At 56.5% G+C, this 25599-nt stretch carries 19 protein-coding genes and 2 pseudogenes; 9 read left to right on the top strand and 12 right to left on the bottom strand.

The annotated features are described in order from the left end of the window. Positions 1–105: 105 nt before the first annotated feature. The 4 genes and pseudogenes from HDF09_RS20250 to HDF09_RS21425 form a co-directional block, all read right to left on the bottom strand. Complete coding sequence (locus tag HDF09_RS20250) at positions 106–378, bottom strand: hypothetical protein (RefSeq protein WP_183769289.1); 273 nt, start codon at positions 376–378, stop codon at positions 106–108. Between the two features lie 49 nt (positions 379–427). Continuing rightward, positions 428–1996 (bottom strand): ParB/RepB/Spo0J family partition protein, encoded by a 1569-nt coding sequence (locus HDF09_RS20245; protein WP_183769288.1) that lies wholly within the window; start codon positions 1994–1996, stop codon positions 428–430. A gap of 497 nt (positions 1997–2493) precedes the next feature. Then, a pseudogene (locus HDF09_RS21430) lies at positions 2494–2929 on the bottom strand (SOS response-associated peptidase). Then, the gene (locus tag HDF09_RS21425) at positions 2820–3122 is read right to left on the bottom strand and encodes an SOS response-associated peptidase family protein (RefSeq protein ID WP_406705163.1); all 303 of its coding nucleotides are present in this window, start codon (positions 3120–3122) and stop codon (positions 2820–2822) included. The pseudogene HDF09_RS21430 and the gene HDF09_RS21425 overlap by 110 nt, the downstream one beginning before the upstream one ends. 129 nt (positions 3123–3251) lie before the next feature. Between HDF09_RS21425 and HDF09_RS20225 the strand changes: the two genes are divergently transcribed. From HDF09_RS20225 to HDF09_RS20200, 6 genes are all read left to right on the top strand, one after another. Further along, positions 3252–3677: a LexA family protein gene (locus HDF09_RS20225; RefSeq protein ID WP_183769284.1), complete on the top strand. Its 426-nt coding sequence runs from the start codon at positions 3252–3254 to the stop codon at positions 3675–3677. 4 nt (positions 3678–3681) lie between these two features. Further along, the gene (locus HDF09_RS20220) at positions 3682–4956 is read left to right on the top strand and encodes a Y-family DNA polymerase (RefSeq protein WP_183769283.1); all 1275 of its coding nucleotides are present in this window, start codon (positions 3682–3684) and stop codon (positions 4954–4956) included. Between the two features lie 76 nt (positions 4957–5032). Beyond that, the gene (locus HDF09_RS20215; protein ID WP_183769282.1) at positions 5033–7819 is read left to right on the top strand and encodes a class I SAM-dependent DNA methyltransferase; all 2787 of its coding nucleotides are present in this window, start codon (positions 5033–5035) and stop codon (positions 7817–7819) included. Then, positions 7816–9882, top strand: coding sequence for a DEAD/DEAH box helicase (locus tag HDF09_RS20210; RefSeq protein ID WP_183769281.1), 2067 nt, complete (start codon positions 7816–7818; stop codon positions 9880–9882). Before HDF09_RS20215 ends, HDF09_RS20210 begins: the two co-directional genes overlap by 4 nt. Next, entirely contained in the window at positions 9879–11081 is a 1203-nt protein-coding gene (locus HDF09_RS20205; protein WP_183769280.1) for a GIY-YIG nuclease family protein, read from the top strand. Before HDF09_RS20210 ends, HDF09_RS20205 begins: the two co-directional genes overlap by 4 nt. A 60-nt stretch (positions 11082–11141) precedes the next feature. Beyond that, entirely contained in the window at positions 11142–13940 is a 2799-nt protein-coding gene (locus HDF09_RS20200) for a TrlF family AAA-like ATPase (RefSeq protein ID WP_183769279.1), read from the top strand. On the opposite strand, the gene HDF09_RS20195 is transcribed toward HDF09_RS20200, so the two are convergent. Further along, on the bottom strand, positions 13937–14758 hold the full coding sequence (locus HDF09_RS20195; protein ID WP_183769278.1) for a hypothetical protein: 822 nt from the start codon (positions 14756–14758) through the stop codon (positions 13937–13939). The genes HDF09_RS20200 and HDF09_RS20195 overlap by 4 nt on opposite strands. 207 nt (positions 14759–14965) lie before the next feature. On the opposite strand from HDF09_RS20195, the pseudogene HDF09_RS20555 reads away from it, so the two are divergent. The 3 genes and pseudogenes from HDF09_RS20555 to HDF09_RS20180 all read left to right on the top strand — a co-directional run. Further along, positions 14966–15136: pseudogene (locus HDF09_RS20555) on the top strand (recombinase family protein); the annotation flags it as partial. Between the two features lie 22 nt (positions 15137–15158). Then, on the top strand, positions 15159–15503 hold the full coding sequence (locus tag HDF09_RS20185; RefSeq protein ID WP_183769277.1) for a hypothetical protein: 345 nt from the start codon (positions 15159–15161) through the stop codon (positions 15501–15503). Next, complete coding sequence (locus HDF09_RS20180) at positions 15475–15963, top strand: HNH endonuclease (protein WP_260181856.1); 489 nt, start codon at positions 15475–15477, stop codon at positions 15961–15963. Before HDF09_RS20185 ends, HDF09_RS20180 begins: the two co-directional genes overlap by 29 nt. 284 nt (positions 15964–16247) lie before the next feature. Here the strand turns inward: HDF09_RS20180 and HDF09_RS20175 are convergent, their stop codons facing one another. The 7 genes from HDF09_RS20175 to HDF09_RS20145 form a co-directional block, all read right to left on the bottom strand. Continuing rightward, entirely contained in the window at positions 16248–16982 is a 735-nt protein-coding gene (locus tag HDF09_RS20175; protein WP_183769276.1) for a hypothetical protein, read from the bottom strand. 52 nt (positions 16983–17034) lie between these two features. Next, positions 17035–20631 carry a MobF family relaxase gene (mobF, locus tag HDF09_RS20170; protein WP_183769275.1) on the bottom strand — a complete coding sequence of 1199 codons (3597 nt, stop codon included), beginning with the start codon at positions 20629–20631 and terminating at the stop codon, positions 17035–17037. 18 nt (positions 20632–20649) lie between these two features. Beyond that, positions 20650–22671, bottom strand: coding sequence for a type IV secretion system DNA-binding domain-containing protein (locus HDF09_RS20165; RefSeq protein ID WP_183769274.1), 2022 nt, complete (start codon positions 22669–22671; stop codon positions 20650–20652). A 1-nt stretch (position 22672) separates the two neighbouring features. Then, complete coding sequence (locus tag HDF09_RS20160; RefSeq protein ID WP_183769273.1) at positions 22673–23068, bottom strand: plasmid mobilization protein; 396 nt, start codon at positions 23066–23068, stop codon at positions 22673–22675. A gap of 287 nt (positions 23069–23355) precedes the next feature. Further along, complete coding sequence (locus HDF09_RS20155) at positions 23356–23637, bottom strand: hypothetical protein (RefSeq protein WP_183769272.1); 282 nt, start codon at positions 23635–23637, stop codon at positions 23356–23358. A gap of 79 nt (positions 23638–23716) precedes the next feature. Then, complete coding sequence (locus tag HDF09_RS20150; RefSeq protein WP_183769271.1) at positions 23717–24712, bottom strand: TadA family conjugal transfer-associated ATPase; 996 nt, start codon at positions 24710–24712, stop codon at positions 23717–23719. Continuing rightward, positions 24709–25488, bottom strand: coding sequence for a VirB8/TrbF family protein (locus HDF09_RS20145; protein ID WP_183769270.1), 780 nt, complete (start codon positions 25486–25488; stop codon positions 24709–24711). The genes HDF09_RS20150 and HDF09_RS20145 overlap by 4 nt, the downstream gene beginning before the upstream one ends. Positions 25489–25599 lie beyond the last annotated feature (111 nt).

Raw genomic sequence — 25599 nt, 5'->3', positions numbered from 1 at the left:
CCGCGTCCGCAAGGCCGCGTGTCCATTCGTGACTGGATAACTTCCAACATTCCGCGCCCGCAAAAAGCAAAGAGGGGCTGAACGCGCAGCCCCTCTATCTCAGTTCTAAGGGTGCAAGGGAGGTTCCTCGGTTGCGTCGGCGGCTTTCCTCTTTCGGGGTTCGCGTTGCCGCGCCCACGGTCCGGCTCGGCGAACAAACTCGCGCTGTGCGGCGTCAAGGGCGATGCGGGCCTGGTGCAGGTCGTAGAGCGAGAAACAGGTAGAGCAGCCGCCACGGATACCGGCGCGGCCATCTTTCACAGGATTGTAGCGGGGATGGCGGCTGCATTTGGCCTTGACCCGCTCGGTGAGTTTCAGCTTGTAGGTGAATTGCAACATGGTCTCCTCCGTGTGGAACAGCGGGGCCATTGCTGGCCCCCTCTGCGGGTTAGGCTGCGAGTTTCTTGGTGGTCTTCTTCTTGGCGGTTTTGGTTTTGATTGGCGTGGGTTTCTTCGCGGCCTTCTTGGGTGTGGTCTTCTTCGCCTTAGCCTTTTTGGGCTGCGGTGGAGCGAAGACAGCTTCGGCCTCGGCCAGATGGTCGATCTCGTTCTCGCGGGGAATATCTGCGTGGCCGGTGAGGGCGAGACGGAGAGCGAAGCTGGAGAGTTTGTCGTCCTCCAGTCCGTCCACGACGGAGAGCAACACTTCCTCTCCGGTCTGCTGGTTGTTCTCGTCGTCGCTGACGAAGTGCGCGGCTACATCGTCGGCGAAGTCGTAGGAGTCGATGTGGATGAGGGCGCGGAGCAACACACGAAGCTGCGGCGCGGTGAAGGTGGTGGGTGCGCTATCGAGGATGCGATTGAAGGTTTCGGCGCGTTGCTTCATGAGCCGCTTGCGGCGGGCCTGTTCCTTTTCGTGCTGCTTCTGTCTCGCCTCGGCGTCGGGGTCGATGGGAGCGACACGGCGGGGATGGTGGACGGGGCAGTCTGGGTCAGTGCAGACGGTGCGGGTGGTTCCTGCGCCTTCGCCATAGACGACGATGGCCGTCTTCGACGCCTCGCAGGGCGTGACGGGTTCGGAGTCCTCGTTCTCATCCTTGGGTGCGTCCACTTCGGTGTACTCGTTGCGGGAGAGGGCTTCGGGCTGCCGCTCCTTGGGGTTGCGGAAGGCCGTCTCGATCTGCACCAACTCAGGCCGCGCCAGTACCTCGCGGCGGACGTGCTCGTTGAGCTTGATGTGGTAGCAATTCCCGTCTAGGCACTGGTCGCCGCCAGTTACGTCCGAAAAGAGTGAAGTGTTGTATCCGCTTCGACGAGGGCAGTTGGAGCAAGCTCCAGAGTCGGCGTTGAGGGTGGCATCTTCTCGGTCGAACGGAGACTCGTCCAGGGGAAGATAGACGTTGTTGGCGATCCATGAGGAGAGGTATTTGGCGGGGAGTAGATGGGCTTCTTTGTCCTGATAGTCCTTGCGCCAGCACTGCGCGAAAGCCTCGGCCTGTTTCTCCTGCGGAAGTCGTGCGATGAGGTTGGCGTGACTGGCCGTGATGCGCTCTGTTTGGAACGCCTCGGCTACTTCGGGTATGAGTTGCAGCAAAGCAAGGCGGGCGTAGATGTGGCTGTCGCTTTTGCCTGTCTTCTCGGCAAGCGTGGCAACGTCATAGCCGGGAAGGTCGAGAAGCCGTTGATAACCCTGCGCCTCCTCGTAAGGATGCACATCAACACGCTGACTGTTCTCGATTATTTGCCATTCAAGACTTTGCTCGTCGGACAGTTGCACGATGCGAACGGGCAACTCTGTCAATTCCGCAAGGTGCGCGGCACGGAAGCGCCTTGCTCCTGCGACGATCTCGTACCCGTCACTGTTGGGACGAACGGTGATGGGCTGGATTAGTCCTTGAGTGCGAAGGCTTGCTGCGAGCTCGGCCAGCTTGCTCTCATCGAAAATGCGGCGGGGGTTGGTGGTGGACTCGTGGATGCGGGTGAGTGCGATGGTCTGGAATCCTGCGTTGTTCTTCATGGGTGGTTCCTCCGTTTTTGAATGGCCGTGCTGTGTTTGCTAACAAACACGCCTTGGCCCTGGCCCACGCCAGCAGGGGCGGCAAGTGCAAGAGGTGGGGTTCCCCACCCGGAACGAAGTGGAGGGCGGCCGTAGGCCCGGTCTGCACAAGCGCAGCGCGGAAGATTGGGGTGCCTCTTGTGCGCGCCAGGGACGGAGTCCCTCAGGAAGGCTTGGTTACCTTGCCTGGCGCGTAGCGCATGAATGCTTTGGGGGCGTTGCGGGGTGTCCCCGCAGCGGGGGTGACGGAAGAGGGGGCCGGTTCCTTTCGCCGGCGCACTCTGTAGGCAGGGGGATACTTCCCCCTTCAACGTCTTTAGAATTGAATTGCGAGGGAAGAGCCGCTGCGATGTCGAAAAGTTACACTTGAGGTCGTGGTGAACAAAGATGACTCTGAGGTCTTTGTACAGGCGCTGAATGGTGCAATGGACCCTATCGCAGCTCCGACAATCTAAGGTCTACTGGCTGTTCAACATCTCCGGGCCTTGATTGCGAACATTGCCAACCTTCGGATGCGCGTTGTGAATGAACATTCCAAAGTCATCGAAAGGCCGCAAGAGATGAATGGGTGGTCTCTCTACTTCCTGCCGATCCAACCACTCCTCGTAATCTTTGGGGTGCAGAATCGCAGGCATCCGATTATGAATTGACTGAGACCGTGTTTGGGTCCGTCGCAATGATCGAAAAGCTTTGGAGCCATTCACCTTTGGGTGATTTCCATGCGTTCCATAGACCTGCGACGCCAAAGATCTGATCGTCGCCTACGGTAAATCGGAACGCTTGCTTATCGGACTTGCGCCACTCGTAATAGCCACTCATGGGAATAATGCAGCGTTGCCGATGAAGCGGGCGTTGCCAAAGGGAGCTGTTCTCCAGGCCCTCGGCCCGTGCCAAAACCGACTAAACCCCATCTCATCGGAACGAGCTCGCGGCCGAAGGTTTCGCGCTCCTGGCGGAGGACTGGTTGGGTCGTCGTCGGAGCGATGTTGTAACCGGGAGCGTACGCGAGCGGATCTCCGGTCGCCTGGGCGCGTAGCGCCTCGGCGATCTTTTGCTTGTCAAACGTCCGGTAGTAGCGTCCGCACATAGCGTAAAGAATAGAAGAAAAGCCTATGTCGGAATTCTTCGCCACGGCTCTAAGCGAAAGAACGGCCCTCTCCGATTGTATTCGCTTTTTGTTCGCTCATCCTGCTATACCTGAGCACGGGGGTAGGGAATGAGTCTGGAACTTGTGGAATGGTCAGCGACCTGGCCGCTCGTGTTGCCGTATTTTGACGGGCACGTACCGGCTGGCTTTCCAAGTCCCGCAGAGGACTATTTGGAAACCCCTCTCGATCTGACAGAGTTCCTGATCGAAAATAAGGCGGCCACCTTCCTGATGCGTGTGGAGGGGGACTCGATGAAAGACGCCGGGATTCACGACGGCGATCTCCTGGTCGTGGATCGATCTGCAAAGCCCGTCAACGGTAGCGTCGTTGTTGTCGCTGTCAATGGGGAATACACGGTCAAACGGCTGCGCCGCGGCCCTGATTGCGTGTGGCTCGATCCCGCCAACCCGCGCTACCAACCCCTGCGAGTCTCCGTAGGAGAAGATCTGCACGTCTTCGGAGTCGTAAAACATGCGATTCACACGATGAGGTGAGCACATGGCCGAAGTCTTTGGACTCATCGACTGCAACAATTTTTATGTCTCCTGCGAGCGCGTCTTTCGCCCTGATCTGGAAGGCGTTCCCGTGATCGTGCTCTCAAATAATGACGGCTGCGCCGTCGCCCGCTCGAACGAAGCCAAGGCTCTTGGGATCAAGATGGGCGACCCCGAGTTCAAACTTCGCGCTCTGATTCAGCGCGAAAAGATTCAGGTCTTCAGCTCAAACTACGCGCTCTACGGCGACCTCTCGCGAAGAGTGGGCGACTGCCTCGGGTCGATGGTTCCGACCGTCGAGACATACTCGATCGACGAAAGCTTCCTGCATCTGACCGAGTTCCGCGAAAGGGAAGTGGGGGACCTGGCGCGCGAGTTGCGCGATCGCGTCCTGCGCTGGACCGGTATACCGACCTGCGTTGGCATCGCTCCAACGAAGACACTCGCAAAGGTTGGAAATTTCATTGCGAAGAAACGCCCGCAATTCCGTGGCGTCTGCGACCTGCGCTCACCGGAGGTTCGTGCGGAGCTGCTGGCCACGGTGCCGGTCGATGAGGTATGGGGCATCGGCGGCGCGTCCGCAGCCAAGCTGGGGAAGATCGGCGTCGCGACGGCGGCGGACCTGGCCGCGCTCCAGCCGGACGATGCGCGCGCGCTGATGACCGTAACGGGCGGCCGCGTCGTCTATGAGCTGCGTGGCATCTCCTGCCTGCCGCTGGAGCTGATAGAGCCGACCAGGAAGGGAATTGCTGTCACTCGCAGCTTCGGGGCTCCGGTCACGTCCTGGCAGGAGATGCGGGAGGCCATCGCGAGCTACGCGACGCGAGCAGCGGAGAAGATGCGCCGGTACAAGGTGGCCGCCGAAAACATCTTCGTCTTCATGCACACGAACACCTTCAACAATGATCCGTTCTACTCGAACGGCGCGTCGGCCCGGTTCTCAGAGACGACCAACGACACCGGAGAGGTCGTCGCCCTGGCCGTTCGCCTGGGCGAACGGCTCTGGCGAGACGGCTTCCGCTACTCGAAAACGGGCGTCATGATTACGGAGCTGCTGCCCGAAACGATCCGGCAACCGGCCTTGTGGGGCGAGCTGGACCGCGAGAAGAGGGAAAGGGCCTGGAAAGCGATGGACAAGCTCAACACGACCCTCGGGCGCGATACCGTCCGCATCCTTGGGGCTGGGCCAACGGATGCGGCCTGGAAGCTCAGGGCGGAGCATCGTTCGCCACGGTGGACGACACGATGGGATGAACTGCCGCGAGTACGATCCTGTTGACGCATTCATAACAAAGGAATTCATTGGTTATCGGGAGAGTTAAACACCGCGGATATGGCTCTGCGATACTTAGCCTATGAACGCAGTTGAGATTGAAGCGGCGGTATCGGATCTTGCAGCGGAGCAGTTCGACGCTGCGGAGTTTCCATTCCAGTTTCTGGCTGCCTTCGATAAAAAGGAAACCACGCTCAAGAGGCTTCGTAAAGGTGACTCCAACAAGAGTGATGTAGTCGGCGGCGTGCTGCTGCAGTCCAACATCCACCTTGCTGTCAGCCCGGTAGGGGAGACGCGGCAAACGCTCGAGCGCCTGAAGGCCAGTCCAAAGACCGCAGCGGCTAAGGCTAAATTCGTCCTCGCCACCGATGGCACGGTGCTGGAAGCTGAGGAACTCTCCACGGGCGAGGCCATCGCATCGGAGTATCACCGCTTTGCGGAACACATCGGCTTCTTCTTGCCGCTTGCGGGCATCTCCACCGTCCGCGAGATCAAGGACAACCCGATCGACGTCCGTGCGACCGGGCGGCTGAACAAGCTCTACGTCGAGTTGCTGCGCCAAAATCCAGAATGGGGCACCGAGGCGCGCCGTCACGACATGAATCACTTCATGGCGCGGCTTATTTTCTGCTTCTTTGCCGAAGACACGGACATCTTCGAAAGTCGTAGTCTCTTCACCGGCACGGTAGAAGGATTCAGCGAGAGCGACGGCTCCAACACGCACCACGTCATTGAAGCTTGCTTCGCTGCAATGAATCTGAAGCAGGAGAAGCGCAACTCGGACAACACGCCCGGCTACGCGGTTACCTTTCCCTACGTGAACGGCGGCCTTTTCGCGGGCTCAACGAATGTGCCGCAGTTCACACGCATCGCCCGTAGCTACCTTCTGCAGGCGGGCAGCCTGGACTGGCAGTACATCAATCCCGACATCTTTGGCTCCATGATTCAGGCGGTGGCAGACGACGAAGAGCGCGGCGCCCTGGGTATGCATTACACCAGCGTGCCCAACATCCTCAAGGTGCTAAACCCGCTCTTCCTCGACGATCTGCGAGCTGCACTGGAGGCAGCGGGCGACAATTCCCGCACGCTGCTGAACCTGCGCCGCCGTCTCAGCCGCATCCGGATTTTCGACCCAGCCTGTGGGTCAGGCAACTTCCTGGTCATTGCCTACAAGGAAATGCGTAGGATCGAGGCTGAGATCAACGCCCGTCGCGGCGAACACCTACGAGCCACTGAGATCAGCAAGAGGAATTTCCGTGGCATTGAGATCCGTGACTTTGCAGCGGAAATAGCGAGGTTGGCGCTGGTCATCGCGGAATACCAGTGCGACGTGTTGCACCGCGGTCCCCTGGCCGCGAAAGCGGAGTTCCTGCCGCTCGATGAAATGAACTGGATTGTTCGTGACAATGCTCTACGTGTGGACTGGTTGAAAGCTTGCCCGCCAGAGGACACCGAAGTCCGGGTGCGCGAGGATCGCCGGTTGCAATTCGAAGCGAGCTCCTCCGTCGAGATCGATTTTGAGAATCCAGGCGGCGAGACATACATCTGTGGCAATCCTCCATATCTTGGTGGGAAAAAGCAGAGTTCAGAACAAAAAGAGGAGATGAAAGGGATTTTTGGTCGAAACGAGCAACATAAGAACCTGGACTATATCTGTGGGTTCATAGTGAAAGCTTGTGAGTACCTGCAATATGGCACCAAGGCTGCGCTCGTCACCACAAACTCGGTCGCCCAGGGAACGCACGTGCCAGTGCTTTGGCCTATAGTTTATCGGCTCGGCTGCCAAGTTGAGTTTGCATATGAATCGTTCAAGTGGGCGAACAATGCTCAAGGTAACGCAGGCGTTATTTGTACGATCTTAGGGCTGACGAGCAAACCCGTTGCCGCGAAATATATCTATGACGAATCGTCTCGCCGTCAGGTAGCTAATATCAACCCGTATTTAGTAGATGGCGCGAACATCATCGTCGAAAGTAGGTCTACGAACACGAACTCACTGTCCCCGATGATCACCGGCAACGCACCGTACGATGGTGGCCACCTGTTTCTAGGACCCGAAGAGGCACGTAGGCTTCTCCGTGAGGAACCTGGGCTCAAGGGTAAGGTTCGGCGGGCTACAGGAACAAGCGAGTTTATAAATGGTTCCGCTCGATACTGTCTTTGGTTCGATGACTCTGACTTGCCCTACGCAAAAAGTCTTCCCGCTGTTTCATCTCGCATAGAAGCCGTTCTTGAATATAGGCGCGGCGGCGGCGAAGTAGCGTCTACTCTGACTGCTCGACCACATCAGTTTCGGTATCGCAATACGTGCACCTTCTCGCAATTGCTCGTTCCGCAGACTTGTTCTGAACGACGAGAGTATCTGCCTGCGGGACTGCTAAGCAAAGATTTCATCATCACTCACGCTGCCCATGCTATATACGATCCAACCTTGGTAGACCTAGCCGTGTTGATCTCAAGGCTGCATCTGGTTTGGGCTGCCACTATTTGCGGCAAGCTCAAGAGCGACATCAGATACTCCAGCAATCTCGGCTGGAACACCTTTCCGCTCCCGACGCTGACGGAGCAGAACAAAGCTGACCTTACGCGCTGCGCCGCAGACATACTGCTGGCTCGCGAGGCGCACTTTCCCGCCACGATAGCCGATCTCTACGATCCCGAGACTATGCCTGCCAATCTGCGTACGGCGCATGATGCCAACGATGAAACACTGGAGCGCATCTACATTGGCCGCTGCTTTCGGAATGACACAGAGCGGCTGGAGAAGCTATTCGAGATGTACGCGAAGGCGCAGGGTGCAGCGTCCAGGGCCCAGGGGCCAGCGAAGAAGACAAGAGTGAGCCGGAAGACGGCGGAGGTGGGTAAGTGAGCGCTGTTAAGATTCCCTCGGTCTCGATAGCGACCGGGCATACTGGCCGGTCAACGCATGTGAACGAGATGGGAATGCGCCCCATGCAGGAGCAGGTATACCAGCGTCGCGGTGAGCAGTTCCTCTTGCTCAAGTCTCCACCGGCCAGCGGCAAGAGCCGCGCCCTGATGTACGTCGCGCTAGACAAGGTGCGCCATCAGGGTGTGAAGCAGGCGTTGATTGTGGTGCCGGAGCGTTCGATCGGCTCGAGCTTCAGCGACGAACACCTAAGCCAGAGCGGGTTCGAGGCCGATTGGACGGTCAAACCACGCTGGAATCTATGCGCGATGCCGGGAGGCGAGGACGAGAAAGCGAGCAAGGGCAAGGTAAAGGCCGTCGGCGAGTTTCTGGCGAGCGACGACACCACGCTGGTCTGTACGCACGCGACATTTCGCTATGCCGTGGAGGCTCTTGGTATTGAAGCTTTCGACAACCGACTGATCGCGATTGACGAGTTCCACCACGTTTCCATCGACGAAACCAACGTGCTCGGAAAACAGCTCAAAGATTTATTGGCCCGCGAAAAAGTTCACGTCGTGGCCATGACGGGGTCGTACTTTCGTGGCGATGCGGCGGCGGTGCTGAGTCCGGAGGACGAGGCTCGTTTCGCCACCGTCACTTACACCTACTACGAGCAGCTGAATGGCTATCAGTATCTGAAGTCTCTAGATATTGGATACTGGTTCTACTCGGGAAGTTACCTGGAGGCGATCCACGAGGTGCTGGACCCGTCGCTGAAGACCATCGTTCACATCCCGAATGTGAACTCCAGCGCCAGCTCCACGGACAAGTACGCCGAGGTCAACGATATTATGGGCTCGCTCGGCGATTGGATTGAGCGAGACCCCGCAACAGACTTCCACCTGATTAGGGAGAAGGTAACCGGTCGCGTGTTGAAGGTCGCAGACTTGGTAGACGACTCGGACTTCAATCGCCGCAGCAAGGTGCTGGCTGCGTTACGCGATCCTGCGCATCGCAACAATCGGGACCACGTAGACGTCATCATTGCTCTGGGCATGGCCAAAGAAGGCTTCGATTGGATCTGGTGCGAGCATGCGCTGACGGTCGGCTACCGCAGTAGCCTGACTGAGATCGTGCAGATTATCGGTCGTGTGACGAGGGATGCACCAAACAAGGCGCGTGCTCGGTTCACCAATCTGATTGCCGAACCTAAGGCAGAGCAGAGTGATGTTGTGGAAGCGGTGAACGATACCCTGAAGGCCATCGCTGCCAGCTTGCTGATGGAACAGGTGATTGCACCACGGTTTGACTTCACGCCGAAGGACTCAGGACCGAAGGCTGGCTTCGATTACGGCCCAAACGGATATATAGAAGGGCAGACAAACGTCGGAGTGAATGAGGAGACCGGGACGGTCTCCGTCGAGATCAAGGGGCTGAAAGAGATGGGGCCTGAGGCCGCTCGCATCTGCCGCGAGGACCTGAACGACGTTATCGCGGCTGTTGTCCAAGATAAGGAGACCCTGACCCGAGCGCTCTTCGACACCGAGAACACCGTGCCGCAGGAAACGACGCAGCTGCGAATTCCCAAGATCATCCGAGACCGCTATCCGGACCTGACCGAAGACGACGTCGAGGCCGTTCGTCAACGAGCGGTTGCCGCGCTGACCTTGGTACAAACGGCGGTGAAGACCGAGGAGAAGGTGAACGCGAACCTAGGCCTCCTCCAGGGTGTGCGCAAGTTCGTTTTGCACGTTCGCGAACTGAGTGTGGACCTGATCGACTCCATTAATCCCTTTGGAGAAGCCTACGCCGTGCTTGCCCGAACTTTGAACGCGGACACGCTGCGCCAGATGCAGGAGAAGATCGCAGCGAAGAAGGTGAACATTCCAGAGGATGAGGCCTTGGCGTTGGCTCGGCGAGCGCTGGAGTGGAAGCAGGAGAGAGGTCGTGCTGCCCAGATCACTGCTGCCGACCCTTGGGAACGCCGGTTGGCGGAAGGCGTTGCGGCGTACACCCAGTACATGGCACGAAAGAAGGCCAAGGCCGCCGGAGGTGTGGCATGAAGAACGCACAAGAGCTGGAAGGCAACGATCTCCTCGATGCGCTCGAAATCGAAGTTGAGGAGCCGCTGATTGGGGGCTACACACCGCGGCAGGAGAGGCTCATCGCAGGCTTCGAGGACGTGCTGTCCTTTCGTGAAACGAACGGCACCGGCCCGGAACATGGGGTACACCGCGACATCTTCGAGCGCATCTACGCAGTGCGGCTCGATCAGCTGCGCAAGCAACCAGAGGATGATCTGGCTCTGCTGCGACCGTTGGACCGCTTTGATCTGCTGACGGTTCCTAACCCTAGTGCAGCGAGAGCCGTGGATACACTAAGCCCTGAGGAGCTGTTAGAAGCTCTTGCACAGGATGACCCCGGGGATATCGGCACGCTGGTTCATGTGCAGTCGGTAGAAGGAAGGCGCGAGGCGGCAGAGTACGTAGCTGACCGTGTGAAGTGCGAAGATTTTGACCTTTATCGATCTCTGTTCCAAGCGGCAGAAGCGGACCTAGCTGCTGGCCGGCGCTCAGCTAAACGCTTTGAAAAGGAAGTCAGTATTGAGGTAGGCGATTTCTTCATCCTGAGCGGACAGATGGTCTACGTAGCGGCGGTAGGCGAATCATTTCGAGCACCAAATGGCGGCCCAAACGCACGACTAAAGGCAATCTACTCGAATGGCACGGAGAGCAACCTGCTGCTCTGGTCTCTACAACGAGCGCTATACAGGGATGAAAACGGTCGGCGACTCACGAATCCAAGCCAAGGACCGCTCTTCGGAGACAGACTAGAGGATGGGGACGTAGCGAGCGCCACGATTTATGTTCTGAGAAGTCTCTCGAAAGATCCCAAAATCGTTGCGATGAGAGATGTTCTTCATAAGATTGGTGTGACTGGTGGCCGTGTCGAAGATAGGATCTGCAACGCCGAAAAAGACGCGACGTATTTGCTGGCTCCAGTCGAGATCGTCGCCACCTGGAAGCTAGCCAACATTCGCCACTTCAAGTTCGAGCAGACAATTCATCGCATCTTGGCGTCGGCCCAGCTGCAGCTTCATGTCCCTGACCGGTTTGGTATATCCGTAGAGCCAAAAGAGTGGTTTGTGGTTCCGCTTCCTGTCATCAACGAAATCATGGAGCGCATACAGAATGAGTCCATTACTGAGTTTGTGTACGACTCGTCGGCTGGTGGCTTACGTCGACTGGATGCGGCCCGCTAGAAGCGGATTACTACTCCAAACGGTTCATAGAACGTGCGGCCATCCGTCAATGCAAGAGAAATGCATTATCGTGGGTTAATGGATAACGGCGCACATTTCTTTGCTTGTGACTTCCAGGTACATAGTCCACGCGATCGCAATTGGATCGGTGCTTGCCCCGGTTCAGAAGAGGAAAGGGCGACATATGCTAAGAGTTTCATAGCGGCGTGTCGCACCAAGCAACTCGACGCTGTAGCTATCACTGACCATCACGACGTTGTCTTTGTCGAGTACATCCGAGCGGCCGCGCAGCAAGAAGTCGAAGCCAATGGCACTCCTGTCCCCGCTCACAAGCAAATAGTGGTGTTTCCCGGTGTCGAATTGACGCTAGCCACTCCTTGCCAGGCTATATTGCTGTTCGATCCGGAGTGTACGGCGGCAGAGCTTAATGCGGCTCTGACGATCCTCGGAGTAACACCATCCCCCGCTACTGAGCCGAAGACCTGCGAAACCAAGCGCCTCGATCCGAGCCTTACGTTAGGCGAAATATGTGAACGGCTATCGAACAACGCCCAGTTAAAAGGCCGCTTCATTTTGCTGCCCAATGTAAATGACGGCGGCGACGACACTCTCTTACGAACTGGATTTTTTCAGCACTATATCGATATGCCATGTGTTGGTGGCTATGTGGACGGCTCATTTGTTGGCCACAAGAAGAACCTCGTTGTTTCGGGAAAAGACACCCAGTGGGGATCGAAGAAAATAGGTGTTTTCCAGACCTCCGATAATCGTCAATCAGATCTTGTAAAGCTAGGGGAACATCGGACTTGGGTGAAGTGGTCACACCCCTCCGCTGAAGCTCTGCGACAAGCCTGCCTAGCTCCATCTTCGCGCCTTGGATATACCGAACCGTCGCTCCCGCAAAGCTGGATTAAGAGTATGAACGTCTCCGATTCCCAATATTTCGGTCCATTCAAAGTCGAGTTCAATTCGCAAACTAATATGGCGATCGGCGGCAGGGGAAGCGGCAAATCGACCCTGCTGGAATACCTACGTTGGGGCCTATGCGATCAACCGGTCAGCATCAATGAAGACGGATCTGAAGAGGTTCCGAACTACGAAAAGCGGCGGGGATCGTTGATCCGGTCAACCCTTCAGAAAAGTCACGGCACAGTAACAATCGAATACATGATCAGCGGCGTCAGCCATTTGATCAGACGAGATGCCGTTACAGAGAAAGTTTTTCTCGCGATCGAGGGCGAACCAGAACAAGAAGTGGCGCAAGCGGTCATCCAGGGACTCGCCCGCGTCCAGGGCTATAGCCAGAAGCAGTTGTCGAATGTCAGCGTTCGAAGCAGCGAGTTGCTGCGCTTGGTTACGTCACCCATCAAGGCAGATCTTGATTATTTGGCTGCCACCGAGCAAGAGTGCGCCTCAAAGCTTCGGTCGTGCTTTCAGAACAAGGTCGTGCATAAGGCTCTGACGGCGCAACGAGCTGCAACACTCACGGAGCTGACATCCAAACGCTCACAAGTCGATGCTCTCAACGCCGGCATCGGCGACCTACCCCCCGAACATAAGAGCGCCATCGAAGAACATGCAGCGTTTTTGACTGGGCAACGAACCGTCGAAAGCTATATCTCTACCCTCGATACCACTCTGAATGATGTTGGCGCTCTTTCTGAAACTTTAGAGGCGCATCGCCTTGGGCTTAAAGCGGTCGACGGTGCGCAGCCGGCCGACTTCGTAGCATCCTTGCGGCAGGAAGTCGCATCCGCTTTGGATGCTGCTAGGGCTGACATCCTGAAGGCAGGGGAGCGGGCAACAACTGCAAAAGCTGCAATGGCCGCCGTTCAGTTTCAAGCCAAAAACCTCTACGATCAACACGTAGTGCGTTATACCGCGGCGACTTCGCAAAACGCAGTAATTCAAGGCCGCTTGGATCAAATTCGCCAGACAACCACAGACGCCGATGCGTTGGTCGGTACGCTCGACAATCTCGACAAGCGCCTGGCCGATCTTGGCCCTGTCGAACTGGCGCTGACGAATGAACGATCCGCTTGGAAAGCTATCGGGGATAAAGAATTTGAGCTTCTTGCCGCTCAAGCAAGTGCTTTGACTGCCGCTTCAAAGGCTGAACTGAAGGTCGACGTCAGTAAGGGTAAAACGGTCGACCACCTCACCGATGCTCTTGCAGCCGCGATCCAGGGGGCAAACGTCACCCGAGAGAAGATTGCGGGATTGATCAAATCGGTTGGCAGCAGCGCAAGCCCGTTCGACGAGTGGATTGCGATCGTGGATGAGATTCTGTTGTTGGTTGAAGCGGAACAGGCCGGGACGCCCGCGATTACCCCAAAAATGGCCGCTGCCGGGTTCGGTACACCCGAGCTGAAGCGTGTCGCTAACAAGTTGACCGCAACGAGCGCTTTTGAGCTGTCCCTTCAACGTCCGACGACTCATCCATCATTTTCCTACCGGGTTGCAAATGCGAGCTACATTCCTTTTGAACAGGCTTCGCCAGGTCAACAGGCAAATGCTCTCCTATCGCTGCTTTTCGGTCAGGCCGTTGGGCCGTTGATCATCGATCAGCCCGAAGACGATCTCGACAATGCAACCGCCCTGCAAATAGCGGAAAGCATCTGGTCCGCTAAGGAAAAGCGTCAGCTAATCGTCGCATCGCATAACCCCAACCTGCTGGTCATAGGAGATGCAGAGCTGGTTTTACATTGCAGCCACTACAGCCCGCCGAAACCTGGGATACAGGTCGGGATTTCGGTGGAGGGTGGTTTGGATCGAAGTTCCGTACGTGACGTTGTCGCGAAGGTTATGGAAGGCGGAAAAGACGCCTTCCGACTCCGTATGAACAGATATGGCTTCTAATCTCGATCAGTATCGGTTGTAGTATCCAATGTCGAGCGTGAGGTCAAACGCGAAGCCTGCTCCTCAAATATGTGTGATCTCCAGACTTCTCGAAGTGCAGCTAGATCGGCGAGCGCCTTCGTCGATTTGCTTGAGAGAGCGCCTACATCTGTTTTAAGAAGAGACGCCCGCCGCCAAGATGGCTCTGAAAGAGAGCCATGTTGGAGCTGTTCATCGAGGTATTGCTCTACGCGGTTTGCTTCGCGAGCTACATCTTGAGATGTTCGGGGAAGCCACCCGACAACATCGCGGACCAGTTCACGGATTGACTCTGCGTCCTCCGGTGTGCCTGGATAATCGTCCACGGTCTGTCGATAGACTCGGGAGAATTCACTGTGAAGCAAGATGACCCAGAGGACCATCTTCTGGCCTTTCTCGTACCATTCGCTCTGTTTTGGTCCGAAGAATTCATGTTGGTAATGAAATGTTGAGTTTCTATAACGGCGCAAAGACGCGTAATAGCCTTCCTCATGAAAGAGCAGTGCGTCGATCTTGTCGTCAGAAAGAGATAATTCCCTCCAACCCTCTATCACAGGCATGAGGCTTGAGTGGTAGTAGGCAAACGCCGCATCCTTTTGCAGTCGGGCGCTTCGTTCAGAAGAGAGTAGTGGTGTGAAACGCGCAAAGGAACCTTCCTCTGCTAATTCGTCGGGCAGTTCAAGTGAGGCCTCGTACTGTTCACGAAGGATGTCCGCGAAGGCAAGATAACGTGCCCAAGACATGAAAGCCCAGAAAGTATCTCCAGTGAGAATGTCTGTGTTCGTTTTCAAGTTGTCCAAAACCCCCATCTCCTGCAGTTCGTTTGGGTATAGCCTAACTCAGCGGCACATACTCGTTTTCTTGAGGAAAACAGCTATAAGCGTTCTCTCTCTCCTGTGTGACATAAAGGTCTATGTCTTGCAAGCACGTGCTCCAGGCAGCTCGAAGTCGCTCGATCCCCCCGACCGAATGTGTCCGGTTCACTGAGATAGACGGGCCGCGCGCTTGCCGGGATGCTGGCCGTCTTCGCCGAGTTCGAACGCGAGATCCTACGAGAACGTGTAAAGGCCGGCATCGCTCAGGCCCGTGCAGACCGGTTTCGCGCGCGCGATGTCGCACTTGGGTATAGCTCAACGCTACGTCCGACACCAGGCGAAATTGGGTATATCTTTATTTAACTAGAGCAAGTGGAGATTGAGCATGATTCATCCAGGACTCGCGGCTTTAGAAAAGTGGGAGCCCCTCGAATATGCAGCCGGCTATCGGGCTCGCCTAGCTGCGATACCGGATTCAGAGATCGCACATCACTGTTGGCGTTGTGGCTGGGAGGACGCCGATACGGAAGCTCTTGAATTGGATCGGCACAAACTTGTCCTGGCCGATGGCGGGGAAGATGATTACGCAGAGACATGGGGCCTTCTGTTCGATGCCGGCGGCGATGCCCGGGCGAATGCAGTTCCGTTCGATGATGGCCGTACGCAACCATGGAAAGAAGGCTGGATCGCCGCGGACATCAATGTTGGGCTGGCAGGCATTGAAGACTAACCCTTCGAAGACCGAAGTACAGCGGGCGCTGCATTGCCGATGCGGACGCGAGAAGATTCTTGCACTCGGTCTTTGTGCAACCTGCTACACATTGAAACGGCAGGACGACGAATATTTTGGTGGGCTGCGAGAGCAGGTCCTGGAGCGAGATGGCTATTGCTGCCGTGTTTGCGGAGCTTCGGGGCGACGCAAACGCTCCATCGTTGTTCATCATCGCGTACCAGGAAAATCCTTACTCCATCTTATGATTTCGCTTTGCCCTGGGTGTCATGCGAAAGTGGGCCGCACAAAAGTCGTTCTTTCACAGATGCCGCCGCTTCTGCTCGAATTGTGGCGCGAACAACACCCGCACGGCCATGAGCAAACCGCATTGGACTTCAAGGCCAATTTCACAGCAGCTAAGAGCGCGCCTCTGTTCAGAGCTCCACAGGAAAGCCACCCCGACGAAGCCTTTCTCTAAAGCTCTGGAAAGCAATCTCATCGAAGTCTGATGATAATCAAATTCCTTTCGGTGACCAGCGAAGCGCAAGCATTGTGCGGTCATCGCTTGGTTGCGTACCATTGGTGAAGCCAATAATGCTGCGTTGGATTGTTTCCGCTGACACGCTCAACAATGCCGGAAGTGCTGTTCGCCAGTGATGGGTGAGTCACGGGCTATTCGAAAGTGACCCTCAGCGACCGGATTACTTCGTTCTGCCGACAATCTAGGGCTTCTTTACGAGTAGGTTTGCGATCTCTTTCGGTCTACTGAACGTCGGACACCTTAGAGTCTATGAAGACAATTTTCATGTCTTTATAGATGTAGACCTGCTTGGCTCCAAGATCCACGATCTTGTCCGGATTGCCGAGCGTCTTCTTAACTTCGTCCGTGCTCATGCCAAGTTTGACCGTTTTGCTCTCGACAGCAGACGCAACTGCTGGATCGGCGACAACCGTGTCGATCGTCTTTTTCACGTCTTCCGGCTTCATGCTATCCAGCCCTGGTAGCTTTACGTTTAGTTCAGCTCGGTAGCGGGTTCCCTGCCCATCCGCAAGCGTCGTAACGTCAACGGTGAGGAGTTCGAGCTGCACTGCATCGCGCTTCACAAGAACATCTGTGACGTAGACCTTCTCGTTGGGATTCAGCGTCCGTGACTTCCCTGTGTTGCTGCCGAAGGCCGCAGTAAAGCCCGTAGCCTGGCTCACTTGTCCGTTCGCAACATTCGTATTCACAATTGCGTCTTCGGTGTTTGCGACATCTGCATAAATACCAGGGACTCGGACCGCGAGAATGGCTCCGGGCTGTGTGATCCGGTTGTAATCGGTTCTGAACATGACGACACCCACCTTCGTGAGGGGGTAGTCCGCAACCAGAGCTTCTCGCAATGCTTTGCTATTCGGAGCACCGAAGGCAAGCAAAGGAATCGCTGACCACAACACTGAGGTGGCAAGCAGGATACGGGACGTGGAGGACGAACGGATCGAGGGGAGGATCGACATTTGAATTCCTTTCGGCTTCATTTGATATTGAATCATAAGAGTGTGAACCTGGTTATCGCCCGATGCTTCGCCGATGTTCAACGTGCATCGGTTCGGGTGCCACGACATTTGCGGGGGCTTCGCTCTGCTGTTGTTCAGGAAGAGCGATGGGGGCCTTTAGCGCCTGGTTAGAACCCGAGCCATCGGACGTGTAGAGACTCACCTCTCTTGCATTGCGAGAGAGTGAGGCAGGATCACCTTGGCCTTCGAGTGTTTCTTGCGTGATAAGAACCCGTTCAGGGGTTCCTGCTTTGAGGTTCTGAACGGCATAACCGTGCTCGATGTGGTGAGCTTGTTCCTTATTCAGTTGAACGCTCTTGCCTTTGTCGAGACGAATATCAAGATCGTTTGTGTCACTGATCGCAGTCACAGTGCCTAAATCTCCTTTGCGGATACCCTGCTTCGGATATGACTCGTTGATCTGGATGCGATCGCCTGAGGCAATCTCCCTCTGTTCTTCGCGGTAGACAGTGCTTTGCGCCGTCATATCTTTGGCGAGGTGCGGCCTGTATGTCACCTCATCGCCGGAAGAAGTCTGAACGGTCAACTGATTTGTTTTGGAATCAGTCGCGACAACAATAGCAACACTATCCTTGGCGATGCCCCCCAAGCTGAGACTGCCCAGTCGATACTGGATGCGGTCACCAGGTGTGTATTGTTCAGCGAGCCTCGGATTATTCAAGGTCTGTTCGATGTGCACAGTGAATGATTTGCTGTCCGGGGCTACTCGGCCTTGCGCCTGCAGATCCGCACGGATGAGCTGGTTTAGCTCCTGTCTCTCTGCTCGATCAGGAGCTATGATAACCGTGCTGTTGGGTCGTTCAGCATAGGCCGAAGCGACAGCGGCAATGCGATGGTTCGGGTCCGCATACTGGTTGATCGTTGGTTCTGATGCGTGGCGCTGAGTGTCGGGGCCGGGTTGACGGAAATCGACCGCGGCGGTCTTGCTGATGTCGGTCGCGAGTCGTGCTCCCAATGTCTCGGCGTTGTTCGTATAAATCCGGGCATCGTCAGAGGCTCGGGAAACGGCAACGTAGGCAAGCCGTGTATTGATAAGGCTGCGAGAGGATTCCGTGTCAATGTTGGCGATGACTCGGCCTTCTGTGAGTCCTTGCGAAACGTGCGAGGTCACTGCGTATCCATGATCGAAGTGTTGCATCTTGCCTGGATCGAAACTGACTGTGCGTTCGTCTTTTCCATCCAATCGAACGGTTATCTGGCCGGGCTCAAGCTTCGTAATGGTGCCCAGATCGCGATTGCTGACGCCCAGGTCTTTGTCTTTGGCAGTGAACTGGATGCGGTCGCCGGTCGCGAACTCTCGCGGGGCTTCTTGATAGGCGTTCACACCTCTTAGTCGGCGCGGGTCGTATGTGACGCTCTGGCCGTCTGCCCGTTCTACGGTAATGGTGTTGTCGCGGGCGTTTGTGGATAGCACCGTGGCAGAGCTGTCACGCTCGATCCCCTGAGTTTTACTGCCAGTTGTGTACTTCAACACGTCACCTGCTTTGTACCGCGCTGCCCACTCTCTGTCTGCGCCGGTCATGTCTGACCGGTGCGTCAGGGTGCGGAACTCGTGGCTGTCATTAGCCAGTGCGCCGCTCGCCTGCAACTCGACGCGAACGGCCTGATTGATGAGCTGCCGACTGCGGTTGTCGGGGGAAACGATAATGGTGTTCTCGGGCTGACCTGCGTAGTCCTTCGCTATGGCCTCAATGCGTTCCTTGGGGTTCGCCAGTTCTGTAATCCGGCCCTGCTCACCCAACATTCTGACCCCTTCGACGGTCTCTCCTTTTGCCAGATGCTGGACTGCTTTCAGCAGTTCGGGATCTCTTTGCCGCATGATCTGGTCAAGGCGAGAGGTACGCATCCCAGCGTCTTGCATTTGTTCAAAAGGACGGCCCGCGTCGACGCCTTGATGCTGCCGAGTATCCCCGATGACAAGCACTCGATCCTGCGGACCGATCTTGTCTAGGAACGCTCGCATCTGTTTCGTACTGGCAAGGCTCGACTCGTCGAGCATGTAGAGATGTTTGCTGTCAGGGTCGGGGGTTCCCTTCCCTTCCCCGCCCCGCGTAAGAAAGCTCTGTAGAGTCGTTGCGCTGATGCCCGACTCCCGAAGCTGGGCCGCCGCCCTTGATGTAGGAGCGAAACCTTCGACAACATAACCGCCATGCTCGGCCCCTTCACGGATGCTTGATAGGACCGTGGTCTTGCCGGTTCCTGCGAGTCCTTGCAGTCCGTGAATACGATCGGACGAAGTCAGTACATCCTCGATCGCCCCGCGTTGCGCTGTGTTCAGAAATGAGCGGCTGGTAGCCTGCGCGGTAGCCCGTTCGCGACTCATCATTGGCTCTACCGTGTCCTGTCCGCGCATGACATGAGCCACGTTAGCCCGCTCGTTAGCAATGGTCTCCGGGGTGGTAAAGCTGCGTCCGGTTGCGTGCTTGTCGCTTTCTACCAGGCGGAAATCGCCCCTCGTCCGTCGAGCATCAAACTCTGCTCGAACGTGGGCGAACGTCGTCTCTCCCATACCCCGCCGAAGAGCATCGCGGAAGAGAATACGCTCATCGTTGACTGCCTCTCGTTCAAAGTTACTGTTGCGGGCATAGGTAAGGGCCTCCTTCGCTTTCAACATCTCATCGGGTCCACGATCCTGGACTTGGGCGCGTGCGCGGGCCTCGGCTACGACCGTGGCAGGTTGATTTCCAAACGCAGTCGCCATCTCCCGATGGGCGGCTAGAACCTCCTCGGGCGAAAGGATTTGTTTGCTGTCGCGGGTCGCGTGAGCGGCAATCTGCGCAGCTTCGGCCCCGCTATAACCCGTCTTCTCAAGGTGCTCTTTGATCTGTTGAGACCGGGGACTGGATGCCTCTAGGTACTCCTGCGAGTACCCCTTGATCTCTGGAGCGCCACTCTTCCCTGCCTCGATCTCGTAACCGAGATTGCGAAGTTTATAGGTCAAGGCGGACTGGTAAACCGCCGTCGCATAGTTCTGGGATTCGAACATCCCGCGCTCCTGAAGGGCGCGGGTCGATCCGTCTGCCCTTTCCGTCACGTTGAAAATTACTGCGTGGGTGTGGAGCTGGGGTGCAGCGTACCCGTCCACCGGCCGGGCGGTATCGTGTTCGAATTTTGCCGCTATGAATTTGCCTGTGGTTTCGGCCGGATTATTCCCCCCGATTCGCGCCTGAGTGTACCGCTCCAGCTCAGTAAGAGCGGTCGCGACAGCGGCTCTATGGGCCTCCCGGACCCGCTCATCGCCGCCGACGAGTGCGGTCAACGAAACGGACTTCGGCGCTGAAAAAGTTGCATCCCATCCCGCCCGATGCTCTACGGCGTTGGTTGTCGTGCCGTTGGCGTTCGTATATTCCTGAGCCGCACGGTGCTTGACCATCTGCTCCTCAGTTTGCGGATGCCGCCCCTCGGAGAGTCGGGCGAAGTCCTCCGCACTCACTGCGCCGCTCAGTCCCATCTTCTCGGCAAGGCGACCCTGCCACTCGCCTTGCACTGCGCCGTCCTGCTTGTAATAGTTCTGCGTCTCGGAGGTGAATTCCAGCTTGTGATAGTTCTGCGCCTGGCTGGAGTTGAGGGCTTTGGAAATGCTGAGCATTGTTCGCCTTTCTCTGGGTTACAGGTCTGTGCTTGGATCAGTAATAGGGGTGAGATTGTTCGTTCCGAAGAGCGATCCGGTGATTGGTCGGGGCGAGGCGCCTGCCGGCGAGGAGGGCGAGGCAGATGGCAGGCGCGCCGCTGTTGGCGGGGAGTTCGCGGCGACACCAACAGACTCTTCGACTACCGGACTTTCGGGTTCTGGAGGAAGAGACCGAAGCCACATATCCTCTTCCGGGATATTTCGCGGAACGATCAACGGCGCGACAACCTTCCGGTCCATGTGGGGAAACGAGAACCGCGTGACGTAGTTCCCCAGCTTCATAAAGGCGTGCAGGTCGTCGAGACCCTCGATCTCCGACCCCATCACCAAAGGCTCGATCTGCCGATCCAGGGTGAAGCTCTTCCCTGCCCTCTTTCCATCGGCGACCGTCTCACGGACGCGCTCGATCTCGATCTCCCCAATCAGCTCGGAGGCCCACTTGGCGGCGGTCGGCTCAGAGGTCTTCATCACGATCTTGGTCGACGGCATGGACAACATGACCTCGGCCATGTGGCCATAGATCACTTCAAGCTGGGCCTTCCCCTGATAGCCGAAGATGATCGGGTTGTTGCTCTTCCGTCCTTTCGTAAGTGCGGTGTGGAACTGCGGAAGGCGCTGTAATGTTGCCAGCTCGTCGATGACGAACCATGCTCGCTTCTGGCCCTCCTTGGGAAGACTGAGGAGCCGAAGGATGAGTAGATCGAGCCAAAGAGAATGTAGGGGGCGCAGGGCTTCCTGCTGCGCCTCTTCGGCGGATGGGAGGAAGATCCAACCCTTGCGATCCTCGGCCCACTTCGTCGCGCTCCACTCTCTTCCCTTCGCCTGTTCCTTGGTCTTAAGGAGTCTCAAGCTGTCTGCGATGAGGCCCAACGAACCGAGAACGCCGTTCCGCTGATCGGGAGCATCCTTCGCGATCATGGACGCAATTTCAGTACCCTTCACGCGTCTGTCAATCTCCGCCGCGTTCGACATCCAATCGACCAAATCTTGCGGCGATGGCCGGTATTTCATCAGGTGAGCGAAGACCTTCTGCGGCGTGTCAGTGAAAAACTCACCCTTCTTGTTGTCGGTCGGCTGATACAGGGACGCGGCGATGGTTCGGGCCTCGGCGGGGTTGCGCAGCTCACTCGAAGGAGTCCAATAGGGCGACCGTTCATCGAAGGGGTTGAGGATGAAGTCGCCTCGTTTCTGGTTGTAGAACCGCTGCACGAACTCCCCTGCGGGGTCGTAAACGATGGCCGATTCCCCACGATCTTCGATCTGCTGAAGCATCTGTCTCAGCAGGGTTGACTTCCCTACCCCGGTGTCGCCCATGATCTGAATATGCTTCGGTTCGGAACTCAGCGGCAACCGAATGATGGTGCCCCTCTCGTCTGTTTCGAGGCCGAGGCCCTGGCCCTTCAGGCTCTTGTTGAACTCCTGCGGAGTCAGCATCTCCGGCCCTCTCAGGAGCCGCCCATACTTCAGACGTTTGCCGCGCTTGAAGTCCATCGGGACAGAAAAGCAGAGCATAAAAATCACGACGATGCCGGTCTCGATGAGCGCTGGCCCATAGCTGCTGAGGAGGCTATCGCCGCCGAAGACGGTCGACTGAAGCCAGAGATGGATCGTCGTATCGTCGAACTTCCGCCCGGGTCCCCGGAAGAGGGTCGTGTAACCCTGCGCCGTGGCTACCGGGGACAGCGCGACGCTGATCTCCTTCCCGCCTGGCAGCATCATAGAACCCGCTGTAAAGTCGTCCGGCACGGCTACCCGAGGAGCCCGCTTCCCTCCCGCGAGAAAGATGAGCCGGTAGGAACCGTGCATGTTGAACTCGGCTCCAGCAGTGGATTTGATGAACGCGCCGGTATAGTTCCGCGCCAGAAACGGCTTCATCATATACATCCCAAAGAACAGGGTAAGCGCGATTGGAATCGTCAGGATGAGCGTTCCGTAGGTGTAGATCGGCACTTGCGGCGGCCAGATAACCGTCTCTTTTCTTCCCCATTGACTCGCCATTTTAGTGCTCCTTTTGATCTACGGTTGAATACTGTTCCATCACATCCGTCGCCGCTTTGTGCTTCGTCGTCCGTACATTTGTGAGCACAGCGCTGAACGCTTCGGGTGTCATCACGTCGCCGCACGCGATGCTCTTGAGCACAAGGTTCAAGAGCATCCGTATTGCAACAATTTCTGTAAACTGTGCGTCCGCACGAGCGCTTCGCGCTTCGCTCAACAGCACCTCACGCGCCCACTCGCTCAGAGCTTTACCCTCTGACTTTGCTACCGCTGCAAGTTCTTCTTGCTCGGCCTGTGTGACCCTCGCATTCGCCATGCAATTCCGGCTAGAGCGTCCTTTAGAGCGCGTTAGGCGCTCCTCGAAATTGAGCGGCTTTGTCGGCTCAATGCTGTTCATTTCCCCTCCTGAAGGCCCGTAAACAGTTGCATACGAGCGGTATGCAACTGTTTACGTGGGCCTCTCAAGTGATTCATTCCATTGGCGTAGACAACTGTTTACGTCGAGCCTGTTCACACCACCCAAGAAGGGATGGAGTGTCATCGTTCTCCATGTGCGGAGCACATCCTGGGTTACAACCACTACTGCGATAGGACAACCAACCAATTCAAACCTGCTGATTATTCTTGTGTCGCGACATGTAACAGCCACGATTCATGCAAGGCGGATTGCTCCGCCTGAATGAATTAGTTTGCTGCAACGCTCGCAGGCTTCGGTCCCCGTCGCGCCCCTGTCGATACTGAAGCAGCCTTCTTCACACGCAGCGCAGAAGGAGCTTTCGGGTTCGTAGTGCGATATTTTTGGAACTCGGAATCCTTGCCAAACGCATACTGAAGTGCCGAGTTCACAACTTCATCAGGTGGTCTTTGCACGAATGCAGCGTACTGATCTACCTGAATCGCGGTTGACTCTTCAAGTGAGCAGATGACGGTGAGTTTCTTCGTTTCCTTGATGTCGAGCAGTGGCATTCTTGAGTTCCTCCCAGGACTGTTTCGGTTGCGTTGCGTTGATGGATAAGTGCTCGTTGTCGTTCTGAAACGCTAAGCGTCACAGATCCGGAGCAGGAATAATCTCCGCACGGTAGAGGTCCGCCGTGAGAAACGCTTGTGTTGCAAAGTCGTATCCAGTCACTTCGATCAATTCGCGAACTCTGCGTTTGCCGTTCTGTTCTCGCTCGCAATAAAGAACGAAATCGATTGCTTCTGCGGTCTCTGAACGGATGAAGCTGTGGTTGATATTTGGTCGTGCACTCAATGCCAGGTTCGACAGTCTACTGAGTGCGTCCCACGCTGATTTTGCGTGCAGTGTGGTGAGCGTGCCGCCGTGTCCTGTGTTCATCGCCTGGAGCAAATCATTCGCACATTCGTCGCGTATCTCGCCGAAGATGATGCGATCTGGACGATGACGAAGGGCAGCTGCTAGGAGTGCGCTCGGCAGGATCGCAACCTGTCCTGGGATGGCATCGACAGCTTCCCAACGAACCGCGTTCGGCTGAAGGATTCTCAGCTCAGCAACCTGCTCGATCACGATGAGCCGGTCGGTCAGCGGAACGTGATCCAGGATCGCCTTCATTAGCGTTGTCTTGCCTGATCCAGTTCCGCCGGCGATGATGCCGTTCTTCTTCTTGAGAAGAAAGGAAACTACCTGATCCCGCACCGTTAACGGCATACTTCCCGATTCAATCAACTCATCGGTGCTATACCAGCGGTTGAACTTTCGTATTGTGAGAGTGGGACCGCCAATTGCAGACGGTGCGCCTACAACAGCTACGCGTGATCCATCCGGCATCCGTGTATTGAGAATCGGATTCTGCAGCGTCAAGTCTTGCCCCATCATGCGGGCTACTCGCTGGATTGCTGCCTCAAGCCTCTCGACGCTGTATGAATTCCTGAGCGGAATATGCTCGACAACACCGCCTCTGTCTGCGTACACGCCCGTCGTCCCATTGATCATGAGGTCGCTAATTGTTGGATCGAGGATGAGTGCTTGCAGATCATCCTCGAAAAACGGCAACACTTTTTCCCATGCGTGCGCCGTGCTCATGGTCTTGTTTCCGCGTGGAATGTAGAACCGTCCGGAGTCTGGTCGACAGAGACACGATTTTCGTGAAATTCCGTGATCGTTACGCCGAGTGGATTGATGGTTTCGTACTGCGGATTGGTCTTCGCATGGTCGCTCACCTGAGCAGGGTTGATGTAGTACGTCACTGAGGCCATCCAGTGTTCTGTGCGGGGCTTCTGAGAGTTGCGGGACGAGTAGATAAGGTCGAATGTCATCAGAGCCGTTCCGCGCGAAACTACCGCGCCAGAGATCCGCTCCTGCGTCATTGATGTGATGGTGACGTTGTTTACCTGCACCTCACTCTGTTCGACCTGTCCGGCCATAACCTGAGTCGTGAGGTGGTTATTGTTGTCCGTATTGATGAGCTGGGAAGCCAGTTGAGAGGACAAGAAGTAGTAATTCATGGGGTACTTCTTCGCGATGGTTTCCCGGTTGATTGTGTGCCGGTAATTAGCCCAATCCGTGAGGTATGTGCGAATCTCACCCTCGCGTGGGCTGTAGTTCAAATCGCTGTATTGAATTGCCTGTGCTCGTCCCGCGTCGTCGATGCGAACGTAGCGAGTGAGAGCTGGGCGGCTGGAGACGTGAACGACCGTGGCCGTGAGTAGAAGTGAAACGCCGGCCAGTGTTCCGATTGCAATACGTGCGATGCGGCGCTCGCTGTAATGCGCTGCATATACCTCGTTAGCAATCTCGTCGGCTTGCACCCGCTGTTTTGGTGTGAGCTGGCTAGTGGGAAGTGCTACGTGTGTGGACATTCTTGTTCCTCTCCTGGATTGAGTGGGTTGCATCGAGTACGCGCACGATGGTTGCAATGAAGACGATTAGGAAGACCGCGAGCACAAGCAAGCGGATGAGGATCGGTGAGC

This window comes from Edaphobacter lichenicola, assembly GCF_014201315.1.
Taxonomy (GTDB): Bacteria; Acidobacteriota; Terriglobia; order Terriglobales; family Acidobacteriaceae; genus Edaphobacter; species Edaphobacter lichenicola_B.
The sequence above is the reverse complement of the archived record's forward strand: the minus strand, read 5'-3'. Positions and strand labels throughout refer to the sequence as shown.

Coding starts and splice junctions, on each gene's coding strand:
- HDF09_RS20165 (WP_183769274.1), bottom strand. CDS start 22,671: ATGGCGAGTCAATGGGGAAGAAAAGAGACGGTTATCTGGCCGCCGCAA.
- HDF09_RS20150 (WP_183769271.1), bottom strand. CDS start 24,712: ATGAGCACGGCGCACGCATGGGAAAAAGTGTTGCCGTTTTTCGAGGAT.
- HDF09_RS20155 (WP_183769272.1), bottom strand. CDS start 23,637: ATGCCACTGCTCGACATCAAGGAAACGAAGAAACTCACCGTCATCTGC.
- HDF09_RS20205 (WP_183769280.1), top strand. CDS start 9,879: ATGAAGAACGCACAAGAGCTGGAAGGCAACGATCTCCTCGATGCGCTC.
- HDF09_RS20185 (WP_183769277.1), top strand. CDS start 15,159: ATGATTCATCCAGGACTCGCGGCTTTAGAAAAGTGGGAGCCCCTCGAA.
- HDF09_RS21425 (WP_406705163.1), bottom strand. CDS start 3,122: ATGTGCGGACGCTACTACCGGACGTTTGACAAGCAAAAGATCGCCGAG.
- HDF09_RS20180 (WP_260181856.1), top strand. CDS start 15,475: ATGTTGGGCTGGCAGGCATTGAAGACTAACCCTTCGAAGACCGAAGTA.
- HDF09_RS20245 (WP_183769288.1), bottom strand. CDS start 1,996: ATGAAGAACAACGCAGGATTCCAGACCATCGCACTCACCCGCATCCAC.
- HDF09_RS20145 (WP_183769270.1), bottom strand. CDS start 25,488: ATGTCCACACACGTAGCACTTCCCACTAGCCAGCTCACACCAAAACAG.
- HDF09_RS20215 (WP_183769282.1), top strand. CDS start 5,033: ATGAACGCAGTTGAGATTGAAGCGGCGGTATCGGATCTTGCAGCGGAG.
- HDF09_RS20250 (WP_183769289.1), bottom strand. CDS start 378: ATGTTGCAATTCACCTACAAGCTGAAACTCACCGAGCGGGTCAAGGCC.
- HDF09_RS20225 (WP_183769284.1), top strand. CDS start 3,252: ATGAGTCTGGAACTTGTGGAATGGTCAGCGACCTGGCCGCTCGTGTTG.
- HDF09_RS20160 (WP_183769273.1), bottom strand. CDS start 23,068: ATGAACAGCATTGAGCCGACAAAGCCGCTCAATTTCGAGGAGCGCCTA.
- mobF (WP_183769275.1), bottom strand. CDS start 20,631: ATGCTCAGCATTTCCAAAGCCCTCAACTCCAGCCAGGCGCAGAACTAT.
- HDF09_RS20220 (WP_183769283.1), top strand. CDS start 3,682: ATGGCCGAAGTCTTTGGACTCATCGACTGCAACAATTTTTATGTCTCC.
- HDF09_RS20200 (WP_183769279.1), top strand. CDS start 11,142: ATGCATTATCGTGGGTTAATGGATAACGGCGCACATTTCTTTGCTTGT.
- HDF09_RS20175 (WP_183769276.1), bottom strand. CDS start 16,982: ATGTCGATCCTCCCCTCGATCCGTTCGTCCTCCACGTCCCGTATCCTG.